At 50.9% G+C, this 26976-nt stretch carries 21 protein-coding genes and 5 tRNA genes; 1 reads left to right on the top strand and 25 read right to left on the bottom strand.

Going from position 1 to position 26976, the window contains the following annotated elements:
* Positions 1–60 precede the first annotated feature (60 nt).
* Positions 61–3228 carry a T9SS type A sorting domain-containing protein gene (locus H6585_03880; protein ID MCB9447464.1) on the top strand — a complete coding sequence of 1056 codons (3168 nt, stop codon included), beginning with the start codon at positions 61–63 and terminating at the stop codon, positions 3226–3228.
* 850 nt (positions 3229–4078) lie between these two features.
* On the opposite strand, the gene H6585_03875 is transcribed toward H6585_03880, so the two are convergent.
* The 25 genes from H6585_03875 to H6585_03755 form a co-directional block, all read right to left on the bottom strand.
* A complete protein-coding gene (locus tag H6585_03875) occupies positions 4079–4405 on the bottom strand; it encodes a DUF3467 domain-containing protein (protein MCB9447463.1) in 327 nt (108 codons plus the stop codon).
* 2 nt (positions 4406–4407) lie between these two features.
* Positions 4408–8721, bottom strand: coding sequence for a DNA-directed RNA polymerase subunit beta' (gene rpoC, locus H6585_03870; GenBank protein ID MCB9447462.1), 4314 nt, complete (start codon positions 8719–8721; stop codon positions 4408–4410).
* Between the two features lie 61 nt (positions 8722–8782).
* Complete coding sequence (gene rpoB / locus H6585_03865; GenBank protein MCB9447461.1) at positions 8783–12598, bottom strand: DNA-directed RNA polymerase subunit beta; 3816 nt, start codon at positions 12596–12598, stop codon at positions 8783–8785.
* Positions 12599–12706: 108 nt separating this feature from the next.
* Positions 12707–13084, bottom strand: coding sequence for a 50S ribosomal protein L7/L12 (gene rplL / locus H6585_03860; protein ID MCB9447460.1), 378 nt, complete (start codon positions 13082–13084; stop codon positions 12707–12709).
* Positions 13085–13121: 37 nt separating this feature from the next.
* A complete protein-coding gene (locus H6585_03855; GenBank protein ID MCB9447459.1) occupies positions 13122–13745 on the bottom strand; it encodes a 50S ribosomal protein L10 in 624 nt (207 codons plus the stop codon).
* Positions 13746–13772: 27 nt separating this feature from the next.
* Entirely contained in the window at positions 13773–14471 is a 699-nt protein-coding gene (locus H6585_03850; GenBank protein MCB9447458.1) for a 50S ribosomal protein L1, read from the bottom strand.
* Between the two features lie 21 nt (positions 14472–14492).
* Positions 14493–14933 (bottom strand): 50S ribosomal protein L11, encoded by a 441-nt coding sequence (rplK, locus tag H6585_03845; protein MCB9447457.1) that lies wholly within the window; start codon positions 14931–14933, stop codon positions 14493–14495.
* A gap of 23 nt (positions 14934–14956) precedes the next feature.
* On the bottom strand, positions 14957–15511 hold the full coding sequence (nusG, locus tag H6585_03840) for a transcription termination/antitermination factor NusG (protein MCB9447456.1): 555 nt from the start codon (positions 15509–15511) through the stop codon (positions 14957–14959).
* Between the two features lie 20 nt (positions 15512–15531).
* The gene (gene secE / locus H6585_03835; GenBank protein ID MCB9447455.1) at positions 15532–15753 is read right to left on the bottom strand and encodes a preprotein translocase subunit SecE; all 222 of its coding nucleotides are present in this window, start codon (positions 15751–15753) and stop codon (positions 15532–15534) included.
* Positions 15754–15767: 14 nt separating this feature from the next.
* Positions 15768–15840: transfer RNA gene (locus tag H6585_03830), tRNA-Trp, on the bottom strand.
* Positions 15841–15913: 73 nt separating this feature from the next.
* Positions 15914–17101: an elongation factor Tu gene (gene tuf, locus H6585_03825; protein MCB9447454.1), complete on the bottom strand. Its 1188-nt coding sequence runs from the start codon at positions 17099–17101 to the stop codon at positions 15914–15916.
* A gap of 161 nt (positions 17102–17262) precedes the next feature.
* Positions 17263–17334, bottom strand: a tRNA-Thr gene (locus H6585_03820).
* Between the two features lie 15 nt (positions 17335–17349).
* Positions 17350–17422 (bottom strand) — tRNA-Gly (locus H6585_03815).
* A gap of 45 nt (positions 17423–17467) precedes the next feature.
* A tRNA-Tyr gene (locus H6585_03810) sits at positions 17468–17550 on the bottom strand.
* A 27-nt stretch (positions 17551–17577) separates the two neighbouring features.
* Positions 17578–17651, bottom strand: a tRNA-Thr gene (locus H6585_03805).
* 174 nt (positions 17652–17825) lie between these two features.
* Positions 17826–18128: a ribosome-associated translation inhibitor RaiA gene (gene raiA, locus H6585_03800; GenBank protein ID MCB9447453.1), complete on the bottom strand. Its 303-nt coding sequence runs from the start codon at positions 18126–18128 to the stop codon at positions 17826–17828.
* A gap of 15 nt (positions 18129–18143) precedes the next feature.
* Positions 18144–19025: a tyrosine-type recombinase/integrase gene (locus H6585_03795; GenBank protein ID MCB9447452.1), complete on the bottom strand. Its 882-nt coding sequence runs from the start codon at positions 19023–19025 to the stop codon at positions 18144–18146.
* A 76-nt stretch (positions 19026–19101) separates the two neighbouring features.
* Complete coding sequence (locus H6585_03790; GenBank protein ID MCB9447451.1) at positions 19102–19296, bottom strand: 30S ribosomal protein S21; 195 nt, start codon at positions 19294–19296, stop codon at positions 19102–19104.
* Between the two features lie 75 nt (positions 19297–19371).
* On the bottom strand, positions 19372–20514 hold the full coding sequence (locus H6585_03785) for an acyl-CoA dehydrogenase family protein (GenBank protein ID MCB9447450.1): 1143 nt from the start codon (positions 20512–20514) through the stop codon (positions 19372–19374).
* Between the two features lie 6 nt (positions 20515–20520).
* Positions 20521–21054, bottom strand: a complete 534-nt coding sequence (locus H6585_03780; protein ID MCB9447449.1) for an adenine phosphoribosyltransferase — start codon at positions 21052–21054, stop codon at positions 20521–20523.
* A complete protein-coding gene (locus H6585_03775) occupies positions 21029–21904 on the bottom strand; it encodes a helix-hairpin-helix domain-containing protein (GenBank protein MCB9447448.1) in 876 nt (291 codons plus the stop codon). Before H6585_03775 ends, H6585_03780 begins: the two co-directional genes overlap by 26 nt.
* Before the next feature lie 71 nt (positions 21905–21975).
* A complete protein-coding gene (locus H6585_03770; protein MCB9447447.1) occupies positions 21976–23532 on the bottom strand; it encodes an alanine:cation symporter family protein in 1557 nt (518 codons plus the stop codon).
* A gap of 63 nt (positions 23533–23595) precedes the next feature.
* Positions 23596–24528 (bottom strand): SDR family oxidoreductase, encoded by a 933-nt coding sequence (locus H6585_03765; protein MCB9447446.1) that lies wholly within the window; start codon positions 24526–24528, stop codon positions 23596–23598.
* Positions 24528–25535, bottom strand: a complete 1008-nt coding sequence (locus H6585_03760) for a potassium channel protein (GenBank protein ID MCB9447445.1) — start codon at positions 25533–25535, stop codon at positions 24528–24530. Before H6585_03760 ends, H6585_03765 begins: the two co-directional genes overlap by 1 nt.
* Positions 25536–25579: 44 nt before the next feature.
* Positions 25580–26908 carry a DUF2851 family protein gene (locus tag H6585_03755; protein ID MCB9447444.1) on the bottom strand — a complete coding sequence of 443 codons (1329 nt, stop codon included), beginning with the start codon at positions 26906–26908 and terminating at the stop codon, positions 25580–25582.
* Between the last annotated feature and the right edge of the window lie 68 nt (positions 26909–26976).

The following is a 26976-nucleotide window of genomic DNA, read 5'->3' as shown; positions in this document are numbered from 1 at the left end:
TGTGCCTGGAAAAGCTTCCGGCGATTTTCACATCCGCACCCTTTTTAAAATATCCCTGTGATGAACAAAACAACCTTCGCTCTGTTCCTGACCCTTCTCGCCTGTTCTGCATTGTTCGCCCAGAACAACTCACCCATTACGTCCGGACGGACGTACCCCTCTTTCACTCCGGAAGCCCAACCGGTTCGGAATGGCAACGAACCGATTGCTTCGCCCGATGCAACCGGGGACACGATATGGTCCGAAGATTTTGCCGGCGGATTGCCCGCCGGGTGGAAATCCGTTGACCTCACCGCAAACGATTTCAAATGGAAATATACCACTGACCCGGTTGTTCACTGCACGTATACCAACATCACCTTTCAAAGCAGCACATCCGACAATGGTTTCATGTTGCTGTTCGGCGACAAATACAATTCCGACGCAAGTTGCACCAACACGATTTCAGGCACCTTTATGGATGCATTCATCCAAACGCCGGCCATTGACCTTTCCGGGTACACCTCGCTGCAATTGAACTTCCAGCAAGCCTTCCGCTATTGCTGCAGCAGCATCTACTCGCACCTGAGCGTGTTTGTTTCCAACGACAGCATCAACTGGACGGAGTTTGACGTAACCGATGGCATTGGTGCCAATGTCGCATCTTCCATCCCCGTTTACAAAAGCATCAACATTACAGCGGTGGCGGCCAATCAGCCCAAAGTATTCTTCCGGTTCCATCAATACGGAGCGGCACATTACTACTGGTGCATGGATGACATTGCCATCACCGAAGCGCCCCATGACGACCTGAGACTGCTGGAAGGCAAGTTCAACATCAACGGCAGCGACAACATCTACACCCATATCCCCATGCAACAGGCTGCAGGATACGCCATGAATTTCAGCGGCCACGTATACAACTACGGCAACAAGACGCAAACGGGCGCCATCCTGAACGTTCAGGTGAAGAAGGATTCGGGAAGCGTTGTATACAATGAGAGCACGTCGCCTGTGACCATCCCATACCTGACCTATGACACCCTTCCGCTTGCCGTAGCTTATCCCATCAGCACAACGGGCAACTGCATAGAAATGGGTGATTATAAAATCCTTTTCGCTGTTTCACAGAACGAAACCGATGAGGTACCCGAGAACAACGCCGATACCCTGAACTATACCCTGACGGATTCGGTATACGCAAAGGACCATGGCGTACCTTACGGGAAAGTAGCGCCCAAAGACTTCACCTGTTGCACGCATGACAACGCCCAAATCGCCTCGGTGTTTACGCCTGTCGTTGCTGACACCGCCACTTCCATCTCGGTTTTCATTTCAGGGTCATCAAGCCCTTCCGGGATCACGCTGATCATGCACCTCTACCCATTCACCGGTTCTCCCGCCCACGTAGCACCCGTCCCAATCGCATCATCTGCGGTGCATGACCTGACCAGCCTTGAACTGAACAAATGGCTGACCTTGCCCTTCATGTCGGCTGCCAGGCTGATGAAAGACACTTCCTACCTGGCATCCATCCAGATAAAAGGGGTGGACAAGGGATACAATGTCTACTTTGGAAAAGATGAAGCAAAGGCGGCAGATTCAACCGTATTTGTCTATAACAACAGCAGTTGGTACTTTATCAATGAACAGCCCATGATCCGCCTGAACACCAATGGCAGCGGATGTGTGGACCGCTGTCCAACTCTCCAGTTAACCTCCACTCCCGACAGCTGCGGCACTTTCCGAGGATCGGTGAATGCGAATGTAACGGGCGGATTCGGTCCTTTCCACTACCAATGGTCCAACGGAGCCACAACCAAACATGCCCAGGCGGAGGCCGGCATCAATACGGTCACCGTCACCGATTTGGGGGGCTCATGTATGCTCATCGACTCAGTAATGGTCGGAGGCTACCCGGACACACTCGATCTGGGCGATGACATAAAGGTCTGTCCGGACAACATCAACCCGGTGATCCTGGATGCCGGTCCGGGGTATACCTCTTACACGTGGTCCACCGGTAGCACCACCCAAACCGAAACCATCCAGGCGTTGGGCTCTTACTCGGTGATGGTCACCAATGCCGTCGGATGCGCGTACAGAGACACGATGGTCATGAAATCGTCCGGACCCGAACTGGGACCCGACACCACCATCTGCCTTGCAGACAGCATCCTGCTGGATGCAGGCCCCGGTTACACCAGCTACCTTTGGTCTACCGGCGCCACCACGCAAGCCATTTACACCGTGCATGACAAGAATCTCTACATTGTAAATGCGACGGATTCCAACGGATGCGCCACCAGCGATTCCATTTTGGTGGATCAGATTCCATCCTACATCTATGGAACGATATGGACCAGTGACGGGAAACCGCTGATGTATTCGAACATAGATCTGTTCATCATGGACTCCGACACCAACGTATATAAGCTCGACTCTACGGTTACCGACAGCCTGGGTAAATACAGGATTCCGCTGCCGCCCTTTACGCAAGTATGGTTCAGGGCCTTTCCGGATTCTGCGCGTTACCCGCTGGAAATGCCCACCTACTATGACGACACAACCCTGGTTATCGGAAATTCATCCGACATCTTCACCACAGGCTGTACCCCACGCAACATCTCCTATTACACCATTCACGGCAAAAACCCTGGAGGATCGAAAAGGATCGGCGGCTATGTGACCGAGGGTACAAACAAGCATGCAACCACGCCTACACCGGTTGCCGGCCTGGCGCTGATCCTGAAAGACAAAAACAACAAAAAGATCGGGTACCAGATCACCGATGCCAATGGGCATTTCAGTTTTGGCAACCTGGTAACAGACACCTACGTCATCTGGGCCGATCGCTGGCGCATACCCAATGACAACCCACCTGTTGTAGACCTGAAAACTTCAGACCTGAACAACCTCGAATTCAAGCTGCATAAAACCTGGCTGGAACTCGTGACCGTCACATCTACGGTAAAAAGTGATCTCCCGGAGGGGGAAGATGTACAACTGTACCCTGTACCCTCCGATGGCCGGATCGTTATTTCCAACGGATCCGGACTACCCGAAACCGGCCGGCTACGTGTGTATGATGTCACCGGGCGGCAGGTATACGATCAGGCATTCGTCACCCGGCAGCCGATTGACCTCTCTGCATTACCGGCAGGTTATTACACCGCGTCCATCATCCTGGGCGACCGGGTGATCACACGAAGGATGGTGATGCATAAGCTGGCGGATGTGAGAAAGTAGATGTGAGACTTTGGACTATTCATCGTTGAATACAATCAACGTAGCAAGTTTCAGGTTATGCTGGCGCAGACTTGCAGTCCGTGCCAACCTCAGCAGAAAGGGCCACTTAGTCATTCAGCACCCGTAGTTCCGGGCGGCGGCGGGCGCGGTGCGATTCCGTGTCATGGGCCACGGGATGTGTATCACGCCGATTTGATCCTGTTGATTCGTTTGCAATCCACACACATCCGAACCAAATCACTGCATTTTATTTCATAAGAAAGAAACCACGCTTATTCGGTTCATTCCGTGTTGAATTTCTACCTAACTTGAAGCGGGGCGGGGATTGGTGCGCCCCGAGATACAAAATACAACTTCACCCATCCAAGATCAACCTATGGCAGCTCTGACTTGTAGTAATTAACAACCCCAACCTTGCTGTAGCTACAAGCTACGAAATAGTCCGACGAAGGTACAACCTTCGCCGAACGCGATCGTCCGTCAAGCAACCAGGAATCACGGCTGCTGTGTCCTTCATGTTCTTGTTGCGTACCTACGGCACGCTTTGTTTCTTTATGGAATCATGATGTTTCCACCCATGTTGCGCTCTGATGGAGCGCCCGACGAAGGCACAACCTTTGCCATATGCATGTATGAGATATTAGATGTTAGACAATAGACGTTAGACTACCTATCGTTGAATACAATCAACGTCGCCGTAACGGTTATGCGATATGCCTACGTTGCCCCAACTTGCTTGCCCGCCCGTAAGCTTGGCAGAGGCGTGAGACTCGCCACTTGAGACTTGCGACTATAGAAAAAAGCCCCCACGCAAATACGTGAGGGCTTTTTTCTATACATTCAAGAACCATCAGGCCTGGGCCGTGGGACCGCCGAAGTTCATGGGCACACCCTGAACGGATTCGGTGTCTTTGATCTCACCATGAACCGACTCGAACTTCTCGATGTTGTCCTTCATGGCACGCAGCAAACGCTTGGCATGTTGAGGGGTCAACAGGATGCGGGACTTGACGCGCGCTTTGGGTACGCCGGGCATCACCTTGATGAAGTCGAGCACGAACTCCGAGTTGGAATGGGTGATGATGGCCAGGTTGGAATAAGTTCCTTCCGCCACCTCTTCCGACAGCTCGATATTGAGCTGGTTCTCGTTCGGATCGTGTTTGCCGTTGTCAGCCATGGTTACTTGGTTTCTTCAGCCACTTCGATGTTCTTGTTCTTGCCTTCTTTGTCGCCCACCAGCGTATCGTACTCTTCCTGCGAGCCTACGATGATCTTGTCGTATTCGCGCAGACCTGTACCGGCAGGGATCTTGTGACCTACGATCACGTTCTCCTTCAGACCGGCGAGGAAGTCGATCTTCGCAGCCACGGCAGCCTCGTTGAGTACCTTGGTCGTTTCCTGGAAGGACGCGGCCGAGATCCAGCTGTCGGTTTGCAGAGACGCACGTGTGATACCTTGCAGGATGGAGCTGGAAGTAGCGGGCACCGCATCGCGGGCTTCCACCAGCTTCTTGTCTTTGCGCTTCAGCATGGAGTTTTCATCACGCAACTTGCGGGCATTGATGATCTGACCGGCACGCAGTGAATCCGAGTCACCGGCATCCACAACGATCTTCTTACCGAAGATCCAGTCGTTCTCTTCCGTGAACTCGGTTTTGTTGGTCAGCTGTCTTTCGAGGAAGCGGGTGTCACCCGGATCGATGATTTCCACTTTGCGCATCATCTGACGCACGATCACCTCGAAGTGTTTGTCATTGATTTTCACACCCTGGAGACGGTACACTTCCTGCACCTCATTCACCAGGTATTCCTGCACCTTTGTCGGTCCTTTGATGGACAGGATGTCCGACGGGGTGATGGCGCCGTCAGAAAGCGGCTCGCCCGCTTTCACGAAGTCGTTCTCCTGGATCAGGATGTGCTTGGACAGCGGCACCAGGTACTTCTTCACTTCGCCGGTCTTCGACTCGATGATGATCTCGCGGTTACCGCGTTTGATCTTACCGAATGATACGATACCGTCGATCTCGGAAACAACCGCGGGGTTGGACGGGTTACGTGCTTCAAACAGCTCCGTTACACGCGGCAGACCTCCGGTGATGTCACCCGACTTGCGGGTGGCACGCGGGATCTTCACGAGTACTTCGCCTGATTTCACCTTGTCGTTGGCGTTCACCATGATGTGGGCGCCCACAGGAATGTTGTATGTTTTCAGCGGATCCGCACCCTTCTTGCCGGGCAGGATCTTGATCATCGGGTTCTTGGTTTTGTCTTTGCTCTCGATGATCACCTTCTCTTTGTAACCGGTTTGTTCATCCGATTCTTCCTTGAAGGTGATGCCTTCTTCGATGTTATCGAACTCAAGCACACCGTCGAACTCAGAAATGATCACGGCGTTGTACGGATCCCAGTCGCAGATCATGTCGCCTTTGGCAACGGTCGCGCCCGGTTTCACATACAGATTGGAACCGTATGGGATGTTGCTTGTGGTAAGCACAATGCGGGTGTTCGGGTCGATGATGCGGAACTCAGCGGAACGACCAATCACCACCTGTGTTTTGGGGTCATTGGCACGTGCCACCACACGCAGTTCGTCGATCTCAACGATACCGTCGTACTTGGCCACCAGTTGTGATTCGGAAGCGATCTTACTCGCGGTACCACCCACGTGGAAGGTACGCAGGGTAAGCTGTGTACCCGGCTCACCGATTGACTGTGCGGCGATCACACCCACGGCCTCTCCGTTCTGTACCATGCGGCTGGTGGCGAGGTTACGTCCGTAACACTTCGCACAAACACCCACTTTGGATTCGCAGGTCAGCACCGAGCGGATCTCCACCTGTTCGATGGGCGACTCTTCAATGCGGGTAGATACCTCTTCGTTGATCTCATCACCGGAATTGATGATCAGTTCGCCTGAGAGCGGATCGTAGATATCATGAAGCGATGTACGACCCAGGATACGGTCGAACAGGCTTTCCACCACCTCTTCATTGTTCTTCAGGGCAGTGGCCACCAGTCCGCGCAGTGTACCGCAATCGGGCTCTGTGATCACCACGTCCTGTGCGACGTCCACGAGACGACGGGTCAGGTAACCGGCGTCGGCCGTTTTGAGGGCCGTATCCGCGAGACCTTTACGGGCACCGTGCGTGGAGATGAAGTACTCCAGGATCGACAGGCCTTCCTTAAAGTTGGAGATGATGGGGTTTTCGATGATTTCCCCGCCGGATGAACCTGACTTCTGGGGTTTGGCCATCAGACCACGCATACCGGACAGCTGACGGATCTGTTCTTTCGATCCACGGGCACCGGAATCCAGCATCATGTAGATCGGGTTGAAGCCCTGGTTGTCGGTAGACAGGGTGTTCAACAGCTTCTGGGTGATGCGTGAGTTGGTATGTGTCCAGATATCGATGATCTGGTTGTAGCGTTCGTTGTTGGTGATGAAACCCATGTTGTAGTTGTTCATCACCTCGTCTACCTGACCGTGCGCATCTTCGATCATCTTTTCCTTGTCTTCGGGAACGATTACATCGAGCAGGTTGAATGACAATCCGCCTTTGAAGGCCTCGATGAACCCGAGCGACTTGATGTCATCCAGGAAGCGTGCGGTATCGGCAAGGCTGGTCTCCTTCATGATGCGGGAGATGATGCGCTGCAGTGATTTCTTGGTCAGCAGTTCATCGATATAGCCGATACCTTTGGGTACCACCTGGTTGAATATCACACGACCCACGGTGGTTTCCACCACCTTGATCTTGAGTTCACCTTCTTCCTTCACCTCGGTGCGCACCTTGATATTGGTGTGCAGGTCGGTCACTCCTTCGTTGTATGCGATGATCACATCTTCGGACGAGTAGAACGTCATGCCTTCACCTTTCATCACACGGGTATCGTCGGTCACACGGCTCTTGGTCATGTAGTACAGACCGAGTACCATGTCCTGCGACGGTACCGTGATGGGCGCTCCGTTGGCGGGGTTAAGGATGTTATGGGAAGCCAGCATCAGCAGCTGTGCTTCGAGAATGGCGGCATTGCCCAGGGGCACGTGCACGGCCATCTGGTCACCGTCGAAGTCGGCGTTGAATGCCGAACATACGAGCGGGTGCAGCTGAATGGCCTTGCCTTCGATCAGCTTCGGCTGGAAAGCCTGGATACCCAACCTGTGCAGCGTCGGAGCGCGGTTCAGCAGCACGGGGTGTCCTTTGAGTACGTTTTCGAGAATGTCCCAGATCACGGGATCCTTACGGTCTACGATCTTCTTGGCCGACTTCACGGTCTTCACGATACCCCTTTCGATCAGCTTGCGGATGATAAAGGGTTTGAAGAGTTCAGCCGCCATGTTCTTAGGCAGACCGCATTCGTGCAGTTTCATTTCAGGACCTACGACGATGACCGAACGTGCTGAGTAGTCAACACGTTTACCGAGCAGGTTCTGACGGAAGCGGCCTTGCTTACCCTTGAGGCTATCGCTGAGCGATTTCAGTGCGCGGTTCGACTCGGTCTTCACGGCGCTGGCCTTGCGGCTGTTGTCAAAGAGTGAATCCACGGCTTCTTGCAGCATACGCTTCTCGTTGCGCAGGATCACTTCAGGCGCCTTGATCTCGATGAGTCGTTTCAGGCGGTTGTTGCGGATAATTACGCGACGGTAGAGGTCGTTCAGGTCAGATGTGGCGAAACGTCCACCGTCCAGGGGAACGAGTGGGCGCAGTTCCGGCGGAATAACCGGCACCACTTTGATGATCATCCATTCAGGACGGTTTTCTTTGATATCCTGGGATTGACGGAAAGCTTCCACCACCTGCAGGCGTTTCAGGGCCTCGTTCTTCCTTTGCTGGGAAGTTTCGGTGTTGGCCTGATGACGAAGGCTGTATGACAGTTCGTCGAGTTTCAGGCGGCCCAGCAGTTCATACAGGGCATCGGCGCCCATTTTGGCGATGAACTTCTGCGGATCGGTGTCATCCAGGTATTGGTTTTCCTTCGGGAGTTCTTCCAGGATGTTCAGGTATTCTTCTTCCGTGAGGAAGTCGAGGTAACCGATACCGTCAGCTTCTTTCACACCGGGCTGGATCACCACGTAGCGTTCGTAGTAGATGATGCTGTCCAGCTTTTTGGTGGGCAGACCGAGCAGGTATCCGATCTTGTTGGGCAGCGAGCGGAAATACCAGATGTGTGCAACGGGCACCACCAGTTGGATATGGCCCATGCGTTCGCGGCGCACCTTCTTCTCGGTTACTTCAACACCGCATCGGTCACAAACGATGCCTTTGTAGCGGATACGTTTGTACTTACCGCAATGACATTCCCAGTCCTTCACCGGACCGAAGATCCTTTCACAGAAAAGGCCGTCGCGTTCGGGTTTATAGGTTCTGTAATTAATGGTTTCCGGCTTCAACACCTCTCCACTTGAACGTTCCAGGATGCTCTCGGGTGAGGCAAGGCTGATCACGATCTTTGAGAATTCGCTTCTTGACTTATTGTCTTTTCTAAAAGCCATGTTGGATATGATGATTAAGTTATCTGCTTCAGTTACAATTCGTCGGTTGTGATCGCATCGATCAGGGCTCCAGCGCTACGTCCAGTCCGAGTCCCCTCAGTTCGTGCAACAACACGTTGAAGGATTCGGGGATACCGGGACGCGGCATGGCATCACCTTTCACGATGGCTTCGTAAGCCTTGGCACGTCCGACTACATCATCCGACTTCACGGTCAGGATCTCCTGCAGGATGTTGGATGCGCCGAACGCCTCGAGCGCCCATACTTCCATTTCCCCGAAACGCTGACCACCGAACTGGGCTTTACCACCGAGCGGCTGTTGCGTAATGAGGGAGTAAGGACCGATGGAACGTGCGTGCATCTTGTCATCCACCATGTGACCGAGTTTCAGCATGTAAATCACACCCACGGTTGTAGGCTGCTGGAAACGTTCACCTGTACCTCCGTCGTAGAGATAGGTTTTACCGAATGCAGGGATACCTGCTTCCTTGGTATGCGCCTGGATCTCGTCGATGTGAGCACCGTCAAAGATCGGCGTGTAGAAGCGTTGGCCTGTTTTGAGTCCGGCCCATCCCAGTACGGTCTCATAAATCTGACCGAGGTTCATACGGGAAGGTACACCAAGCGGGTTGAGGACGATGTCCACGGGCGTACCGTCTTCGAGGAACGGCATGTCTTCGTCGCGAACGATCTTGGCCACAATACCCTTGTTACCATGGCGACCGGCCATCTTATCACCCACCTTCAGCTTGCGCTTCTTGGCGATGTAAACCTTGGCCAGCTGAACGATACCTGTGGGCAGTTCATCACCCACGGTCACCTGGAACTTCTTGCGTTTATAGATACCCATCAGGTCATTGGCCTTGATGCTGAAGTTGTGCAGCAGCGACTTGATGAGGTCGTTCTTGTGTTTGTCCTGTGTCCAGTTGTTGGGATCCACCTGACCGTAATCCACCTTCATCAGTACCTTCTGGGAGAACTTGGTTCCTTTGGGGATCACATTTTCCTTGAAGATGGTTTGTACACCGTTGGAAACCTTTCCGCTCACCAGCACGATGAGTTTGTCCACCAGTTTGGTTTTCAGTTCGAGGGCTTCCTTGTTGTATTCGGCGTCCAGCTTTTCGATGAGGGCCTTGTCGGCATTGCGTGCTTTACGGTCTTTCAGGGCGCGTGAGAACAGCTTCTTATCGATCACCACACCTTCCACTGACGGAGGCGCCTTCAGCGAAGCATCCTTCACGTCACCTGCCTTGTCGCCGAAGATGGCGCGCAGCAGTTTTTCTTCCGGAGAAGGATCGGTTTCACCTTTCGGGGTGATTTTACCGATGAGGATATCGCCTTCACGTACTTCGGCACCCACGCGGATGAGTCCGTTCTCGTCGAGGTCTTTGGTAGCCTCTTCGCTCACGTTGGGGATATCTGCGGTCAGTTCTTCCAGTCCGCGCTTGGTGTCACGCACTTCGAGCACGTACTCATCAATGTGGATGGAAGTGAAGATATCTTCGCGAACCACCCTTTCGGAGATCACGATGGCATCCTCGAAGTTATAACCCTTCCAGGGCATGAAGGCCACCATCAGGTTACGGCCGAGGGCGAGTTCACCGTCTTCGGTGGCGTAGCCTTCGCAGAGCACCTGGCCTCTTTTCACCTTCTCACCTACCGAAACGATCGGGCGCAGGTTCATGCAGGTACTCTGGTTCGTTTTCTGGAATTTGGTAAGGGTATACGTTTTAACATCATCGTCAAAACTCACCAGCATTTCCTCTTCATTGCGAATGTAGCGGATGGTGATCTTTTGGGCATCCACGTATTCAATCACACCGTCGCCTTCCGAGTTGATAAGTACGCGAGAGTCGCGTGCCACCAGCGGTTCGAGGCCGGTACCCACAATGGGGGCCTGTGGCTTCATAAGGGGAACGGCCTGACGTTGCATGTTCGATCCCATGAGCGCGCGGTTGGCATCGTCGTGCTCGAGGAAGGGAATCAGGGATGCGGCGATGGACGCGATCTGGTTCGGGGCCACGTCCATGAGGTCAATCTTATCGGGTTCAACCACGGGGAAGTCACCTTCGAAGCGCGCTTTCACGCGGTTGTTGGTGAATGTGCCGTCGTCTTTCAGGATGGCGTTGGCCTGGGCAATCACCTTCTGGTCTTCTTCCTCGGCGCTCAGGTAAATCACATCCTTTTCGAGTTTCACTTTGCCCTTATCCACGTTGCGGTAAGGTGTTTCGATGAAGCCCAGTTTGTTGATCTTGGCGTATACGCACAGGGAGGAGATCAAACCGATGTTCGGACCTTCAGGGGTTTCGATGGTACACAAGCGACCGTAGTGGGTGTAGTGTACGTCACGAACCTCAAAGCCGGCGCGTTCACGGGAGAGACCACCGGGACCGAGTGCCGACAAACGACGTTTGTGGGTGACTTCGGCCAGGGGGTTGGTCTGGTCCATGAACTGAGACAGCTGGTTGGTACCAAAGAACGAATTAATCACGGAAGAAAGGGTCTTCGCATTGATCAGGTCGGTTGGAGTGAACACCTCGTTGTCACGCACGTTCATGCGTTCGCGGATGGTACGGGCCATACGGGCCAATCCCACACCGAACTGGGTGTGCAGCTGCTCGCCTACGGTTCTAACGCGGCGGTTGCTGAGGTGATCGATATCATCCACATCGGCTTTGCTGTTGATCAGCTCGATGAGGTACTTGATGATGGAAATGATGTCTTGCTTGCTCAGCACACGAAGGTCCTGATCGATTTCCAGTCCGAGTTTCTTGTTCAACCTGTAGCGACCTACTTCTCCGAGGTCGTAACGGGTTTCTGAGAAGAACAGCTTTTCGATGATACCGCGCGCGGTCTCTTCATCCGGTGGCTCGGCGTTACGCAGTTGGCGGTAGATATGCTCAACAGCTTCTTTCTCAGAGTTGGAAGTATCTTTCTGGAGTGTGTTGTAGATGATGGCGTAGTCGGCGGAGTTCACATCTTCCTTGTGGAGGATGATGGTTTTTGCGCCGGAATCCAGGATCAGATCGAGGTGATCTTTTTCCAGGATGGTTTCACGGTCGAGGATGATCTCATTCCGTTCGATGGACACCACTTCACCGGTATCTTCATCCACGAAATCCTCCAACCACGTGCGGAGTACGCGGGCAGCCAGCTTACGTCCAACGCAATTCTTGAGGGAGGCTTTGCTCACCTTCACCTCATCGGCGAGGTTGAAGATCTCAAGGATGTCTTTATCACTTTCGTAACCGATGGCACGCAGCAGGGTGGTTACGGGCAATTTCTTTTTACGGTCGATGTAGGCATACATCACCGAGTTCACGTCGGTAGCGAACTCGATCCAGGAGCCCTTGAACGGGATCACACGGGCCGAGTACAGTTTGGTACCGTTGGCGTGGCGGCTTTGGCCGAAAAACACGCCGGGTGAACGGTGGAGCTGGGAAACGACCACCCTTTCGGCACCGTTGACCACGAAGGATCCTTTGAGTGTCATGTAGGGGATCATACCCAGGTACACGTCCTGCACGATGGTTTCGAAATCCTCGTGTTCGGGATCGGTACAATACAGCTTCAGTTTGGCCTTGAGGGGCACGCTGTAGGTCAGACCGCGCTCGATACATTCTTCAATGGTGTATCGCGGCGGATCGATAAAATAATCAAGGAATTCCAACACGAAGTTGTTCCTCGCATCGGAGATGGGGAAGTTCTCGGAGAACACCTTGTACAACCCTTCGGAACGCCGATTTTCAGGGGTTGTTTCCAGTTGGAAGAACTCCTGAAATGATTTCAATTGTATTTCTAGAAAATCGGGATATTCGAGGGTATTTTTGGTAGAAGAGAAATTGATGACTTTCTTCTTAGACACAGAGGCTGCCACAGGCTAAGGTTTAAGGTTAAGATTAAGAACCCAGGGTAATCAAACGGTCATAGGACCCCCTTCCATGAAGAGGGTCCTGACCATCAAATGCTTGTTGAATGAAGCAAATTACTTGAGCTCAACTTCGGCTCCTGCTTCTTCAAGCTGTTTTTTCAAAGACTCTGCTTCGTCTTTGCTTACACCTTCCTTAACGGGTTTCGGGGCGCCATCAACGAGGTCTTTGGCCTCTTTCAGACCCAGACCGGTCAGGTCCTTCACCAGCTTCACAACGGCCAGTTTTGAGGCACCACCAGATTTTAGGATCACGTCGAAGGTAGATTTAGCTTCGGCTGCGTCAGCGGCACCACCTACAACTCCACCGGCAACGGCCACAGCAGCTGCTGCGGGCTCAATACCATACTCGTCCTTCAGGATCTGAGCAAGTTCGTTTACCTCTTTTACAGTCAGGTTTACCAACTGATCTGCAAAAACCTTAAGATCTGCCATTTTTATTGATTTTAGAGATGAATTACTTGTTTAACGTTTACTCACTTTTGGTTTCCTCCCCTGCTGCATCATTGTCTTCTGCGGCGGGTGGTGTTTCCTGTGCCGGTTGCTCAGCTGCCGGAGCGGCTGAAGCTTTGGGCGTAACCGGATTTTCCTCGAGGGTCTTCAACAGGCCAGCGAGGGTATTTTTTCCTGACTGCAATGCAGAAACCACATTCTTGGCCGGAGACTGGAGCAGGGCGATTACCTCTGCGATCAGTTCGTTCTTCGACTTCAATGCAGCCAAAGCATCAACCTGATCATCTCCGATGTAGATGGATTCTTCTACAAACGCACCTTTCAGGATCGGTTTGTCATAAGTCTTCCTGAATTCCTTGATAATCTTGGCCGGTTCATTGGCCACTTCGGAAAACAGAATAGAGGTAGGTCCGGCCAGGATTTCGTAGAGTTGGGCATACCCATCTCCGGATTTCTCCATGGCCTTCAACAACAGTTTGTTTTTTACCACCTCAAGACTCACGCCCTTTTCAAAGCATTTCCGACGGAGGTTATTTGTTACCTCCACGGTCAGCGCTGAAGTATCGGCCAGGTAAAAGTGAGGGTTGCCGCTCAACTTGTCGGCCAACCGATCAATTACCTGATTTTTCTCTTGCTTGTTCATAGTTCGAGTGTTAAAGCAGGTACAACCTTATGCTTCTGCGATCGTTTTGGTATCTACGGCAATTCCTGGGCTCATCGTAGATGAAAGGGAGATACTTCTAAGGTAGGTCCCTTTTGCAGACGATGGTTTCAGTCGCACAATGGTTTGAATTAACTCCCTGGCGTTTTCATACAGTTTATCACTGTCGAAGGAAGCTTTGCCAACGGAAGCGTGGATAATACCCTGCTTATCCACTTTGAAGTCAATTTTCCCCGCTTTGACTTCGGTAACTGCCTTCCCTACTTCCGGCGTAACAGTTCCGGTTTTGGGGTTGGGCATGAGGCCACGGGGGCCCAGGATTCTTCCAAGTGCACCGATTTTCGCCATCACGCTAGGCATGGTGATGATCACATCGATATCGGTCCACCCGTTTTTGATTTTTTCGATATAGTCGTCCAGTCCGACATGGTCTGCACCCGCCTTCTTGGCTTCATCTTCTTTATCGGCTGTGCAAAGAACCAGCACACGTACTTCTTTACCCAGTCCGTGAGGAAGGGTAACTGTTCCACGTACCATCTCGTTGGCCTGGCGTGGATCAACGCCCAACCTGACCGCAAGATCAACGGAAGCGTCGAAGTTTGCGTTGGAGACTTCTTTGATCAGTTTTACAGCCTCATTCAATTGATAGGCTTCACCCGGCTTGATTTTGGCCAGGGCTTCTTTTCTTTTTTTGCTGATTCGTGCCATCTGCTTGCTTCACTAAATTGTTTATGCAGGTGCGTTTCCGCCTGCTACGTTGATGCCCATGCTTCTTGCGGTACCCGCAACCATTCTCATGGCTGATTCCACAGTGAATGCATTCAGGTCAGGCATTTTATCTTCTGCGATCTTGCGTACCTGATCCCAGCTAACCGTTGCCACCTTTTTCCTGTTGGGTTCGGGGCTACCGGATTTCAGCTTCGCCACCTCTTTCAACTGAACAGCCACCGGAGGGGTTTTGATGATGAATTCAAAGGACTTGTCCGTGTACACGGTGATAATAACCGGGAGGACTTTTCCCGCCTGATCCTGCGTACGCGCATTGAACTGTTTGCAGAAATCCATGATATTCACCCCTTTGGCACCCAATGCAGGGCCGATGGGGGGAGCGGGATTGGCGGCGTTGCCTTTTACCTGAAGTTTAATCAGGCCTGATATTTCCTTTGCCATTTTTGTAGACTAAAAATGATTGATTAAGATTCTTTCTCTACCTGCATATAACTCAACTCCAGCGGGGTTTTCCTGCCGAAGATCTTCACCATTACCTTCAGTTTCTTCTTTTCGTCATTGATCTCTTCGATCACACCACTAAAACTGTTGAAAGGTCCGTCGATCACCTTCACCGTTTCTCCTACGATGAACGGAACAGTGATTTCTTCTTCGCTTTCCGTGAGTTCATCCACCTTACCGAGAATTCGGTTCACTTCTGACATCCTCAGCGGATCCGGCTCTCCCCTGTTACCAAGGAAGCCCATTACACCGGGAATATTTTTCAACACGTGAGGGATTTCACCCGTGAGGTTAGCCTCAATGAGGATGTACCCTGGAAAAAAGTTTCTTTCCTTGCTGATCTTTTTTCCTTTGCGGATCTGGTACACCTTCTCCATAGGGATGAGCACCTGGGATATGAAGTCCTGAAGGCCGAGGCGGGAAATTTCGGATTCAATATAATCCTTGACTTTCTTTTCCTTGCCACTGGCAGCCCTTACGACATACCATTTTTTACCGCTATTTTCGGTCTCACTCATGAGCGTTGTTATCGCTGTATTCACTTGAACATACTATAAAAAAGACCGAGGACACCCTTCCAGGCCATTTTATCCGACGAGTTGATACCCAGGGTGACATCCATCAGAACCACCGCGATTGCGATGATTACCGAAGCAACCATTACAATGATCGCGCTGCTTTGCAGTTCACTCCAGGTTGGCCAGGAAACCTTGTTGACCAGTTCGTCATACGTTTCCTCAAAGTATGTTTTCAGTCCCACAGCTTTATTATTGACACGGGTGGAGAGACTCGAACTCCCAACCTATGGTTTTGGAGACCATTGCTCTACCAATTGAGCTACACCCGTAAATGTTCAACCTAGCAGAGACAGCCGAAGGTGTACCCGGAAAGGTACACCCTCATGCTGCATCGCTTTGGATTTATTTTACAATTTCAGTTACCTGACCGGCACCTACGGTTCTGCCACCTTCGCGGATTGCGAAACGCAGACCTTTATCCATGGCAACGGGCACAATCAGCTTTACATCGATGGTAACGTTGTCACCGGGCATCACCATTTCACGTCCTTCGGGGAGCATGATCTCACCGGTAACGTCTGTGGTGCGGAAATAGAACTGAGGCCTGTATTTGTTATGGAAAGGAGTGTGGCGACCGCCTTCTTCCTTTTTCAGAACGTATACTTCAGCCTTGAATTCAGTATGCGGGGTGATTGAGCCTGGCTTGGCGATTACCATGCCACGACGGATGTCATTCTTATCAATACCACGCAGCAGCAGACCCACGTTATCACCGGCTTCACCGCGATCCAGAAGTTTGCGGAACATTTCCACACCGGTAACGGTTGATTTCAATTTTTCTTCCTGCATACCCACGATCTCAACTTCCTCACTCACGTTGATCACACCGGTCTCAATTTTACCAGTTGCTACAGTACCACGACCGGTAATGGAGAATACATCTTCCACAGGCATGAGGAATGGCTTTTCCACATCACGTTTTGGAACGGGAACGTAGTCATCCACGGCCTTCATCAGTTCCATGATCTTGTCAACCCATTTTGCATCGCCGTTCAGGCCACCCAGTGCGGAACCGCGGATGATCGGTGTGTTGTCACCGTCAAACTCGTAGAAAGAAAGAAGTTCGCGGATTTCCATTTCAACGAGATCCAGCAGTTCAGGATCGTCTACCATATCCACTTTGTTCATGAACACAACGATACGGGGTACACCTACCTGACGTGCAAGCAGGATGTGCTCACGGGTCTGGGGCATCGGACCGTCAGTAGCAGCAACCACAAGGATAGCACCGTCCATCTGTGCAGCACCCGTAACCATGTTCTTCACATAGTCAGCGTGACCGGGACAGTCAACGTGCGCGTAGTGACGGTTCTCAGTTTGATACTCAACGTGTGATGTATTGATGGTAATACCACGCTCTTTTTCTTCGGGAGCGTTGTCGATTGAGTCAAATGACCGCAATTCTGCCAGGCCAGCGTTGGCCAACACAGTTGTAATAGCAGCCGTGAGCGTGGTTTTACCGTGGTCAACGTGACCGATGGTACCAATGTTCACGTGCGGTTTGGTCCGTTCGAATTTTTCTTTTGCCATGACAGTTACTTAAGTGTGGTTAAATATTTAACATTCCAGATTCAACTATGCCGCAGGGCCTGATGCCCGCTGCCCAATTTTTTCCTTTTCCTTAATGTCTGCGTTTGCAGATCTATTCACCAGCACACCTGCGAATCCTGGTAAAGAATGACTTCCTTTTGAGCCAATGATGGGATTTGAACCCATGACCTCTTCCTTACCAAGGAAGTGCTCTACCCCTGAGCTACATCGGCTGCTGAGCTTTTGAGAGCGGGAGACGGGATTCGAACCCGCGACCCTCAGCTTGGAAGGCTGATGCTCTACCAACTGAGCTACTCCCGCCTAACCTTAATTCGGTTTCAAGGCATATTCCCTGTAAAGCTCGCGTGGGGAGAGCAGGATTCGAACCTACGAAGGCGAAAGCCAACAGATTTACAGTCTGCCCCGTTTGACCGCTTCGGTATCTCCCCATTTGCAGGTTTATTTATAAGAACGTAAGCCGATGGAGGGATTCGAACCCCCGACCAGCTGATTACAAATCAGCTGCTCTGGCCAGCTGAGCTACATCGGCAATTATGCTGGAAATCAATAATTTACTATCAAACAACAAATACTTTCCGAAAAAGAACTGCAAATCTATAAAAAGAAAGCTCTCGATCAAAATGTTCTTCAGAAATATTTTACATAAGGACACAAAAAAAACCCCGGCGGTTTGCCGGGGTTTCCAGGTTCTTTGAATTAGAGGTTAGACTTTCTGAAGCTTTTCCTTGTGCCTTTTGATCTGCCTGCGGAGGGCCTCAACCGTAACATCCGTAGACTCTTCAAAGGATTTTGCATGTTTTTTAGCAAACAATTCCTTGCCAGGAATGTTCAGCCTTATTTCAGCAACCTTGTTATCGTTACCGTTGACGCCTTTTTCCAGTCGCAAGTATACTTCGCCGCCAATGATATTGTCGTAAAACTGCTCAAGCTTATTCACACGGTCTTGAACAAAGGACACCAGTTTCTGATCTGCATCGAAGTGGATGGAATGAATTTTCAGATTCATGATAAGCCTCCTTTTTTATGCCCTGGGATGGGCTTGTTTATAAACTGACTTTAATTTCTCTACTGTATTGTGGGTATAAACCTGTGTTGCCGCAAGTCCGGCATGACCCAGTAATTCCTTGATGGCATTGAGATCAGCGCCTGCATTCAAAAGGTGCGTGGCAAAGGTGTGCCTCAGCACGTGCGGGCTTCTCTTCTGACGCGTGGTAACTTCAGACAACACACGATTTACAAGATTATATACAAACTTGGAATATAGCGGCGCACCTTTTGCAGTCACTAACAAGGCCGGTAACTTGTCACCAGGAAAAGTTTGATTCCGGATGGTCACATAATCCTTAATCAACGCAGACAAATCCTTTGTGATCGGAATGATCCTTTCTTTATTCCGCTTACCCAACACTTTTAAGGAACCATTGAAGTAATCCACATCACCGTCTTTCAGTCCCAGCAACTCAGACAAACGCATGCCGGTTCCGTAAAATATTTCCAGGATCAGACGATCCCGTGCCCCCTCAAAACCATCTCCAAAATCTGTATCCGACCAGATCTTTTCCACCTGTTCGGTCTCAAGGTACTCCGGAATGCGTTTGGGCTTTTTAGGTGATACGACCTTCTGCATGGGATTGACCTTGACCAGGCCTTCCCGGTGCATGTACTTGTAAAAACTTTTTAGGGTGCTGATCTTCCGGTTGATCGTGGCGGCGGTCATCTGTTGCCCGGCAAGATTTGCCAGCCAACTTCTGACCATCATGTGATTGACATCGGTCAGATCAAGAACTCCGAACGTGGAGTCGAGGAAAGAAGAAAACTGATTGAGATCCTTATGATACGAAACGAGGGTGCGGGGAGAGTACCTCTTTTCAATTTGCAGATAGGAAAGGAATCGGGCAAGCATAAGTACCAATAAAAGCGTACATCTTCTTTAACGTTAAAGATAAAAAAATGTTATCGAAGATGAAAGCCCGGGGTCCTTATGAAGGCAACTGATCCTTCATCTGCTCCTTGTAAACGGCTTTCAGTTTCTTCTGTCTTCTATCAACAGAAGGTTTGGTGAAAGTCTGGCGATCGCGCAACTCGCGAACCACACCGGTACGTTCAAATTTCTTTTTGAACTTCTTCAGTGCTTTCTCGATGCTTTCGCCTTCTTTTACGGGAATAATGATCATGTTCGTGTTCGTGATTAAGGTCGGCAAAGGTAAATAGTAATTCCTGAATATCAAAACATCTTCGTCCTTTACCTGCTATTCTTTGAGGATTTCTCTAGCTATCACCAGTTTCTGGATCTCAGATGTGCCTTCACCGATGGTGCAAAGCTTGGAATCGCGGTAAAATTTCTCCACCGGAAATTCCTTCGTATATCCGTAGCCTCCGAAGATCTGAACCGCCTCTGTTGACACGCGTACAGCCACTTCGGAAGCATAGTATTTTGCCATGGCTGCCAGTTTGGTTACCACTTCCTTCGCATCCTTTTTGGCTGCGGCCTGCATGGTCAACAACTCGGCTGCTTCAACCTCGGTACGCATGTCGGCCAGTTTGAATGAGATGCCCTGGAAGTTGGCGATGGGCTGATCGAACTGATGGCGTTCCTTGGCATACTTCACAGCAGCATCGAGCGCACCTTTGGCAATGCCCAATGAAAGTGCAGCTATGGAGATCCGTCCACCATCCAGCACCTTCATGGCCTGGCGGAACCCGTCCCCTACTTCGCCTAAAACGTTCTCTTTCGAAACCCTGCAGTTATCAAAGATCAACTCCGTGGTTTCAGATGCCCGCATGCCCAGCTTGTCTTCTTTCTTGCCTGCGGAAAAACCGGGAGTTCCTTTTTCAACTACAAAAGCGGTCGTGCCATTGCGGTCTCCTTTCTCACCGGTACGAACAATCACCACGGCTACGTTTCCGCTTTTTCCGTGGGTGATAAAATTCTTGCTTCCGTTGAGAATAAAATCATTCCCGTCAGCAACCGCAGTTGTGAGCATGTTGCCGGCATCCGAGCCCGTGTTGGTTTCTGTGAGTCCCCACGCCCCTATCCACTCGGCAGTTGCCAGTTTCGGAAGCCATCTTTGCTTCTGTTCCTCGTTGCCGAATTGCAGGATATGACCGGTGCACAGGGAATTATGCGCGGCCGTTGACAACCCGATCGACCCGCATACACGGGCTATTTCGGATATCACGGTCACATAGTCCTGATAAGTCAATCCTGAACCGCCATAGGTGGTTGGAACCAGCACGCCCATGAGGCCCAGTTCGCCCAGTTTCTTGAATACCTCAACCGGAAATTCCTGTGATTCGTCCCATTTCATCAGGTCGGGACGGATGTGTTTATCCGCGAAAGTACGGATCATATCAGCGATCATGCGCTGATTCTCGCTTGTTTCAAATTGCATACGAAATCAATATTCGACCAAACTGTGGATGTGCTCTGAATACTCGGCCAGCCTGGTATTTCCACTCAGAAACGACAAATGTATCAAAAAAATGAATCCTGCGATTTCCCCTTTTGCTTTTTTGATCAGGGCCGCTGCCGCCTGGGCAGTTCCGCCGGTAGCGAGCAGGTCGTCATGAATGAGGATGCGCGCGCCGGGCTGAAACGCATCCACATGCATTTCCACTTCTGCCGATCCGTATTCGAGATCGTATTTGTGCGTGATGGTTTCATAGGGTAGTTTACCCAATTTCCTGACTGGGATGAACGGCACAGCCAGTGCTTCCGCCAATCCCACACCAAAAAGGAATCCCCTGCTTTCGATGCCGGCCACGCCATCCGGTTTCCAGGGCCGAACCTGGTCCGCCATCACCTGAACGATGTCGTGGCATAGCGCATAATCCTTGAGAATCGGAGTGATGTCTTTGAACAGAATACCCGGCTTGGGAAAGTCGGGAACGTCCCGGACGGCAGTCTTAATCCTTTGTTCCATGTTGTACATTTAAATAGGGTGCAATTTTAGGATATAATTCACGGGTGACCAATTTTCGTGTTAGCAAATCTGATATTTCATTGAAGGGTGACCGCCGCCGCGCATTTACGATGTCTTTCACCAGGTCGTAGGTCAGGTAAGGATGGTGCAATAAGGTTCTAAACCCTGCCGTATTCAGGTTTATCCGAACCAGATGGGTATCTACGATGGTGAGAAAAGGAAGCATTCCTTGCCAGGTCACCGAATCAATCCCATAAACCTCAAGGAGCTGATCGGTACTGTAAAACCCACCCAAAAGATCCCTGTATTTGATGATCCGTGTCGACAACTTTTCCCCGATCCCCGGCAACGTGATCCATTCCTGACGTTCGGCTTGGTTAACGTCTAGCATCACATGGTGAGTTGAGCGCAATGGTTTTTCACGAACAGGTTCTTTATGCAGGTTCTTATTCAATGGGGTTTGAACGCGGATTTGTACGAAGGGAAGCAATCTACCAAAGGTGTGATCATCCATTGCATATAGCTTTTTCAGGTCACTTGCCTGACGAAAGCGCCCTCCGTGTGCAACATAGGCCACCCACTGTTTCAGCAAACGCCCTTTAACCCCCATGCGTTCAAGCTCCTTTTCGGTTACAGTATTCGGGTCGAATACTTCCGGTACAATCTCCGGTGCATACCGTTCAACCGTATCTGTATCCTTGGCTTCCATCGTGGTAGAGAGAGCCGGCACATCCGACGGTTTATCGGGTTGCCACAACATATTAACAGCAGCTAAACTTAGTATCAAACTTACCAACGCAAGAACACCTCTTTGTTCATTGCGAGAATAGGTAAGCCATTCCAACCATCTTTCTTTCATGGGACTTTGCTAAAACAAGGAGGGCAGTCGTTGTCGACTGCCCTCCTCATTGATTTATATGTAATGATATCCTACTTATACCTGGTAATCTCCCCGCTTTTAATTTTGGCAAGGAACACATTAAGTTTGGTTCTGACTTCCGGCGCCAGAATGATCAACCCCAGAACATTCGGGAAACACATAGCAAAAATCATGGCGTCGGAAAACCCAACCACACTTCCCATGTTCAGGGCGGCGCCGAAAACAACAAACAAGAGAAAGATCATTTTGTAGCTGAGGTCTGCGATTTTGGTATTTCCAAAAAGGAAAGTCCATGCTTTCAAGCCGTAGTAAGACCATGAGATCATGGTAGAAAATGCGAAAAGCACCACAGCCACGGCCAGCACATAACGGGCACCCGGGATCACGCTTTCAAATGCTTTGGAGGTCATGGTGATGCCATCAGTTTCACCGCTATTATAGAAACCGGTGATCACAATGACCAATGCAGTCATGGTACATACCACAACCGTATCAATAAAAGGTTCCAGCAAAGCCACGAGCCCCTCTGTAACCGGTTCATTTGTCTTTACTGCGGAGTGAGCGATCGACGCTGAGCCGATTCCTGCTTCATTGCTGAAAGCGGCCCGCTGGAATCCGGTGATCAACACCCCGATGATGCCCCCGTATATGGCTTCGGGAACAAAAGCGCCGCTGAAAATCAGAGAGAATGCATGTGGAATTCTCGCTGCGTCACCGAAGATGACGATCAATGCAGCGAGCACATACAATCCGCACATAAAAGGAACAATCTTATCCGTCACTTTGGCAATCCCTTTGATACCACCTACGATTACAATGAACACAAGGGCCGCCATTATGAGGCCGAACACCCATCTGCCTCCGCCGGCTAAAAAGCTGTCTTCTCCTCCGGTAATGTTGATGAATTGCTGGCAGGCCTGGTTCACCTGAAACATGTTGCCTCCACCGAAAGAACCACCAATACAGCATATGGCAAATATCACTGCCAGAATACTACCGAAGGTGGCCATTCCTCTTTGTTTCAATCCTTTCGACAGGTAGTACATGGGGCCACCGGACACCACACCGTCCTTACCAACGTTGCGGTAGATTACGCCGAGGGTACATTCTACGAACTTGGATGACATTCCCAGCAATCCAGCTACGATCATCCAGAATGTAGCACCGGGTCCACCCACAGAAATTGCAATTGCCACACCGGCTATGTTGCCAAGTCCCACCGTACCGGAAAGTGCGGTTGTGAGTGCCTGGAAGTGCGACACCTCTCCTTCGTCGTTCGGATCATCATATACCCCTCGCACGATGGACAATGACAACGGAAACCCTCTCAGGTTAATGAACCCGAAGTAAATGGTAAAACCGATCGCTCCCAGGATCAGCCAGATCAAAACAAAAGGCACTTGCTTTCCGCCTCCAATAGGCACTGCACTGAAGATAAAACTTGTAATGGCATTGGATGCTGGTGTCAACGCCTCATCAATGGCCTGGTCAAATGTTTTGGATGCCTGCACAGTCTGCGCAGTGTCACCTTGGGCATAACTGTGAACCGGCAACGCCGTGATACAGAAAAACACCAATAGAGAAGCGAAAAAAGCTGATAAACGCATGTGAAAAGGGGTTTTTATTTCTGCGGCCAAAGATAGGACCAATTTACAATTTTGAAAGAAATGTCAAACTTGCTCCAGCTCTTTGAGCTGTTCAGCCAGCAATGCCAGTCCTTTCGCAAAGGATGTAGGCTTATAATCCAGTTGCTCCATGGCCTTGGTCAGCACGAAACCGGTCTTCGGGGGTCTTTTGGCTGCCTGGTTCAGTGAGTCTGATGTGATCTCGCGGATCAGCAATTCATCCTCTTCAAAAAAATGAGCGACTTTTTTGGCCAGTTGCACCATATTCATCATTTCATTGCCTGAAACATGGAAGATACCTGTGGCTTTTTTCATGCCCGCAGAAATGCAGGCCACCGCCAGGTCTTCCGCAAGCGTCGGCATGCGGTACTGGTCATTCACAATGTTAAGCGGTTCGCCTTTGGCCAGGGCTCCTTTCACCCAAAGCACGATGTTGGAACGGCTCATTCCTTCACAAACACCATAAATAATAATGGTACGGATGATGGCCCAGGGTAATCCGGATGCAGATACCAGTTTTTCCGAAGCTACTTTGGATGCGGCGTAATGGCTCAACGGATTCACGGCATCTTCCTCGCGGTAGGGTCCGTTTTGACCATCGAAAACGAAGTCGGTTGACAAATGAATGAAGTGTGTTCCCAGCGGCTTGCAAGCCTCAATCAGGTATTCAACCGCATTTACATTCACATCCCAGCAGGCCTCGCGGTTGGTTTCACACGCGTCCACATTGGTCATGGCGGCGGTATGGATCAATACATCAGGCCGCACATCCCGGATGATTTCCTCTACCGCCTTCCGATCGGTGATATCCAGGCTCCTGTATTCGTACCCTTCTTTTCCGGTGATACGGTTTTCTCCTTGAGACGTGGCAACCAAACGAACTGCGGGATTACCCGCCAATGCATGCACGATCTTCTGTCCGAGCAAGCCGTTGCTGCCGGTAATCATCCACGTGTTTTTATGTGTTTTCGCTTCCATCAGGTGATAGAAAAAATCTCTTTCAGCTTACCCACCTGTTCCGGGGTGCCCAGCACAAATACTTTGGCGTTCGGGGAAATGGGGGTATCAGGAGAAGGGTTGATCACGAACTGACCTTCGGCTGTGCGGAATCCGACGATGTTGGCGCCGGAGCGGTTGCGAACTTCCAGGTCCCGGATGGACTTATTCCTGAGGTTTTCAGGCAAGTGGTCAAAACTGATCTCCTCCAGGTTGGTGTCGAGGGCATACTGGCCGATAATGTAATCAATGAATTCGATCACATCCGGCTTCAGCACCAAGGATGCCATGTGTGCCCCCCCGATCTTATCGGGCATGATCACATTGTCTGCACCCGCTCGCCGTAATTTCTTGTCTGAAGATTCTTCAGAAGCACGGCTGATGATGGTCATATCAGGATTCATTTCCCTTGCGGTAAGCACAACCAGCAAGTTATCTGCGTCTTTCGGTAAAGTTGTGATCAAAGCCTTTGCATACGCCACCCGGGCCTTTTCCAGTACATCGTCGTGGGTGGCATCTCCTTCAATAAAAAGATGTTCATGTCCTTCACGGATGACGGACACCATATGATCCGTCTGTTCAATCACCACGTACGAATGTCCGGCTGCACGAAGTTGCTGGGCAGCCTGGCGACCGTTACGGCCCATGCCACAAATCACTACATGTTTATTGAGCTGACTGATGTCGCGGTTCACTTTTTTATCCTTGAAAAACCGTTGAAAATCTCCCTCAACCACATATACGGTCACGGCCGAAACGGCATATGCAAATGTACCAAAACTTGTTACAATCAGAAGGACGGTAAACAACCTGCCTCCGCTGCTCAGTTCATTCACTTCCCTGAAGCCCACGGTGGAAACGGTGATGACAGTCATATAGAGGGCATCCAGCAATTGCATACCCTCAATGATCATGTAGCCGGCGACACCGATCAGGGTGATGAGCAACAACAGGGTAAACGCAACGAATATTCTTGACAATCTAGCCATCAATCTCAGGTTGTTTTAGCGATCCGTTCCGACTTACATATTGCTTAAGGCGTACCCCGGATGATCTGCTGACCTATGGCGCAAAGTAAACACTTTTTGGCCTTGCAGTAAGTTCCGTGCAAATGAATCAGTGCCTGGCTATCGCCCGCGTGTATTGGCTCAAAACCCATCCCCGAGAACACATTTGTGATGCTATTCCGTTCCGGATGCAAGGTTTCCATCCAGTGAATTGCTCTGGCTTTCCTCCCCTGATCACCATTTTGAGATGCAAAAGCAAACAGGGTTGGAATAAAGGCATTCAGCATGATTATGTTCGCCGTGGCCAGCCCCAACCGGGTGGTTCTTTTTCTGCAAACGGTGCTGAACTTGCTGTGATGTGCCCAGTAAGATGCAGCATTGACGCGGATTTGTCGAAGCAGGGGCTCGGGCTCGGTGGCTTCCAGAAGCATGTCAAGCCAGGAAACGGATTGATGGATCAGTGCTGCAAACTGCGAGATGCGCAGCGTAGGAAAACTGGCGGGGCGCATCCGCAGAAACTTCCACACATGTGCCTGCATCGGCTGCAGTTGATGGGCCGCTTGCAAATAGCGGTACTCCGAGACAAGCTGAGCCACATAAACTTCTTCTGATGTGAGGGGCAGAAGTCCAGCCTGTCCGAAATACAGTGCTTCCAATGTTGTCAGACACGCCCTCTTCTTCCGGGCAAGCTTCAATGGCACCCTGCCCGCCAGCCATTGGAATGGAAGGCCATTCACCGGCAGGCCCATGCACCTTGCCATCATCAGGTAAAGGGCATCCTCCCAATTACTTCCCTGCCCGGCCAGTTTTTGCAATACGGCCGCCTTTTCAACGAGTCGCTCCGCGAGCATGCGATCCAACCAGGAAACCAAGCGTATGCGTTCCATTTCAGGCCAGGCAAACGCACACGGCAACCCCTGTCCCCGTTTTTGCAACAACCGGGCACGTTCCCAGAAGGCATCCGGAATCAGGTCCTTCAACTCCACCGTTTCCGGAACACGACCGGATACCGTCCGAACCGATTTGTCATGTTCGTAGACCACATGAAGGATTACATGGTCGTAAGCAGGATCATACTGGTGACCATGACGCTCCCAGTCGGACGAGCGCAAATGAACTTCGACCGGGCCCACCCATAAGGTATCGCCCAACCTCAGGCGAGAATCGGAGAAATCGGGGCCACCATTCAGTTGGCGCTTACCCGGACGAACAACCTGAAGGGGTTCACCTTTGCTGGTTTCCCTGGGTGGATACTTGAAGATCTGCCACTCCCAGGCGATCTGAATCAAAACCTCCGGAATATCGTACACCGACGGAGGTGTGGTTTTGGGGTAGAGGAAGGACTGTTTTACCATATGGTACGGGTGCCCTCCCCGAAAAGAAAGAAATACTGGGTGCAAAGATAAAGCGGCAAAAAGGATTC

The organism is Flavobacteriales bacterium (assembly GCA_020635855.1).
In the GTDB taxonomy this organism is placed as follows: domain Bacteria; phylum Bacteroidota; class Bacteroidia; order JACJYZ01; family JACJYZ01; genus JACJYZ01.
Note: the sequence above shows the minus strand (reverse complement) of the source record. Positions and strands in the feature narration are given on the sequence as shown.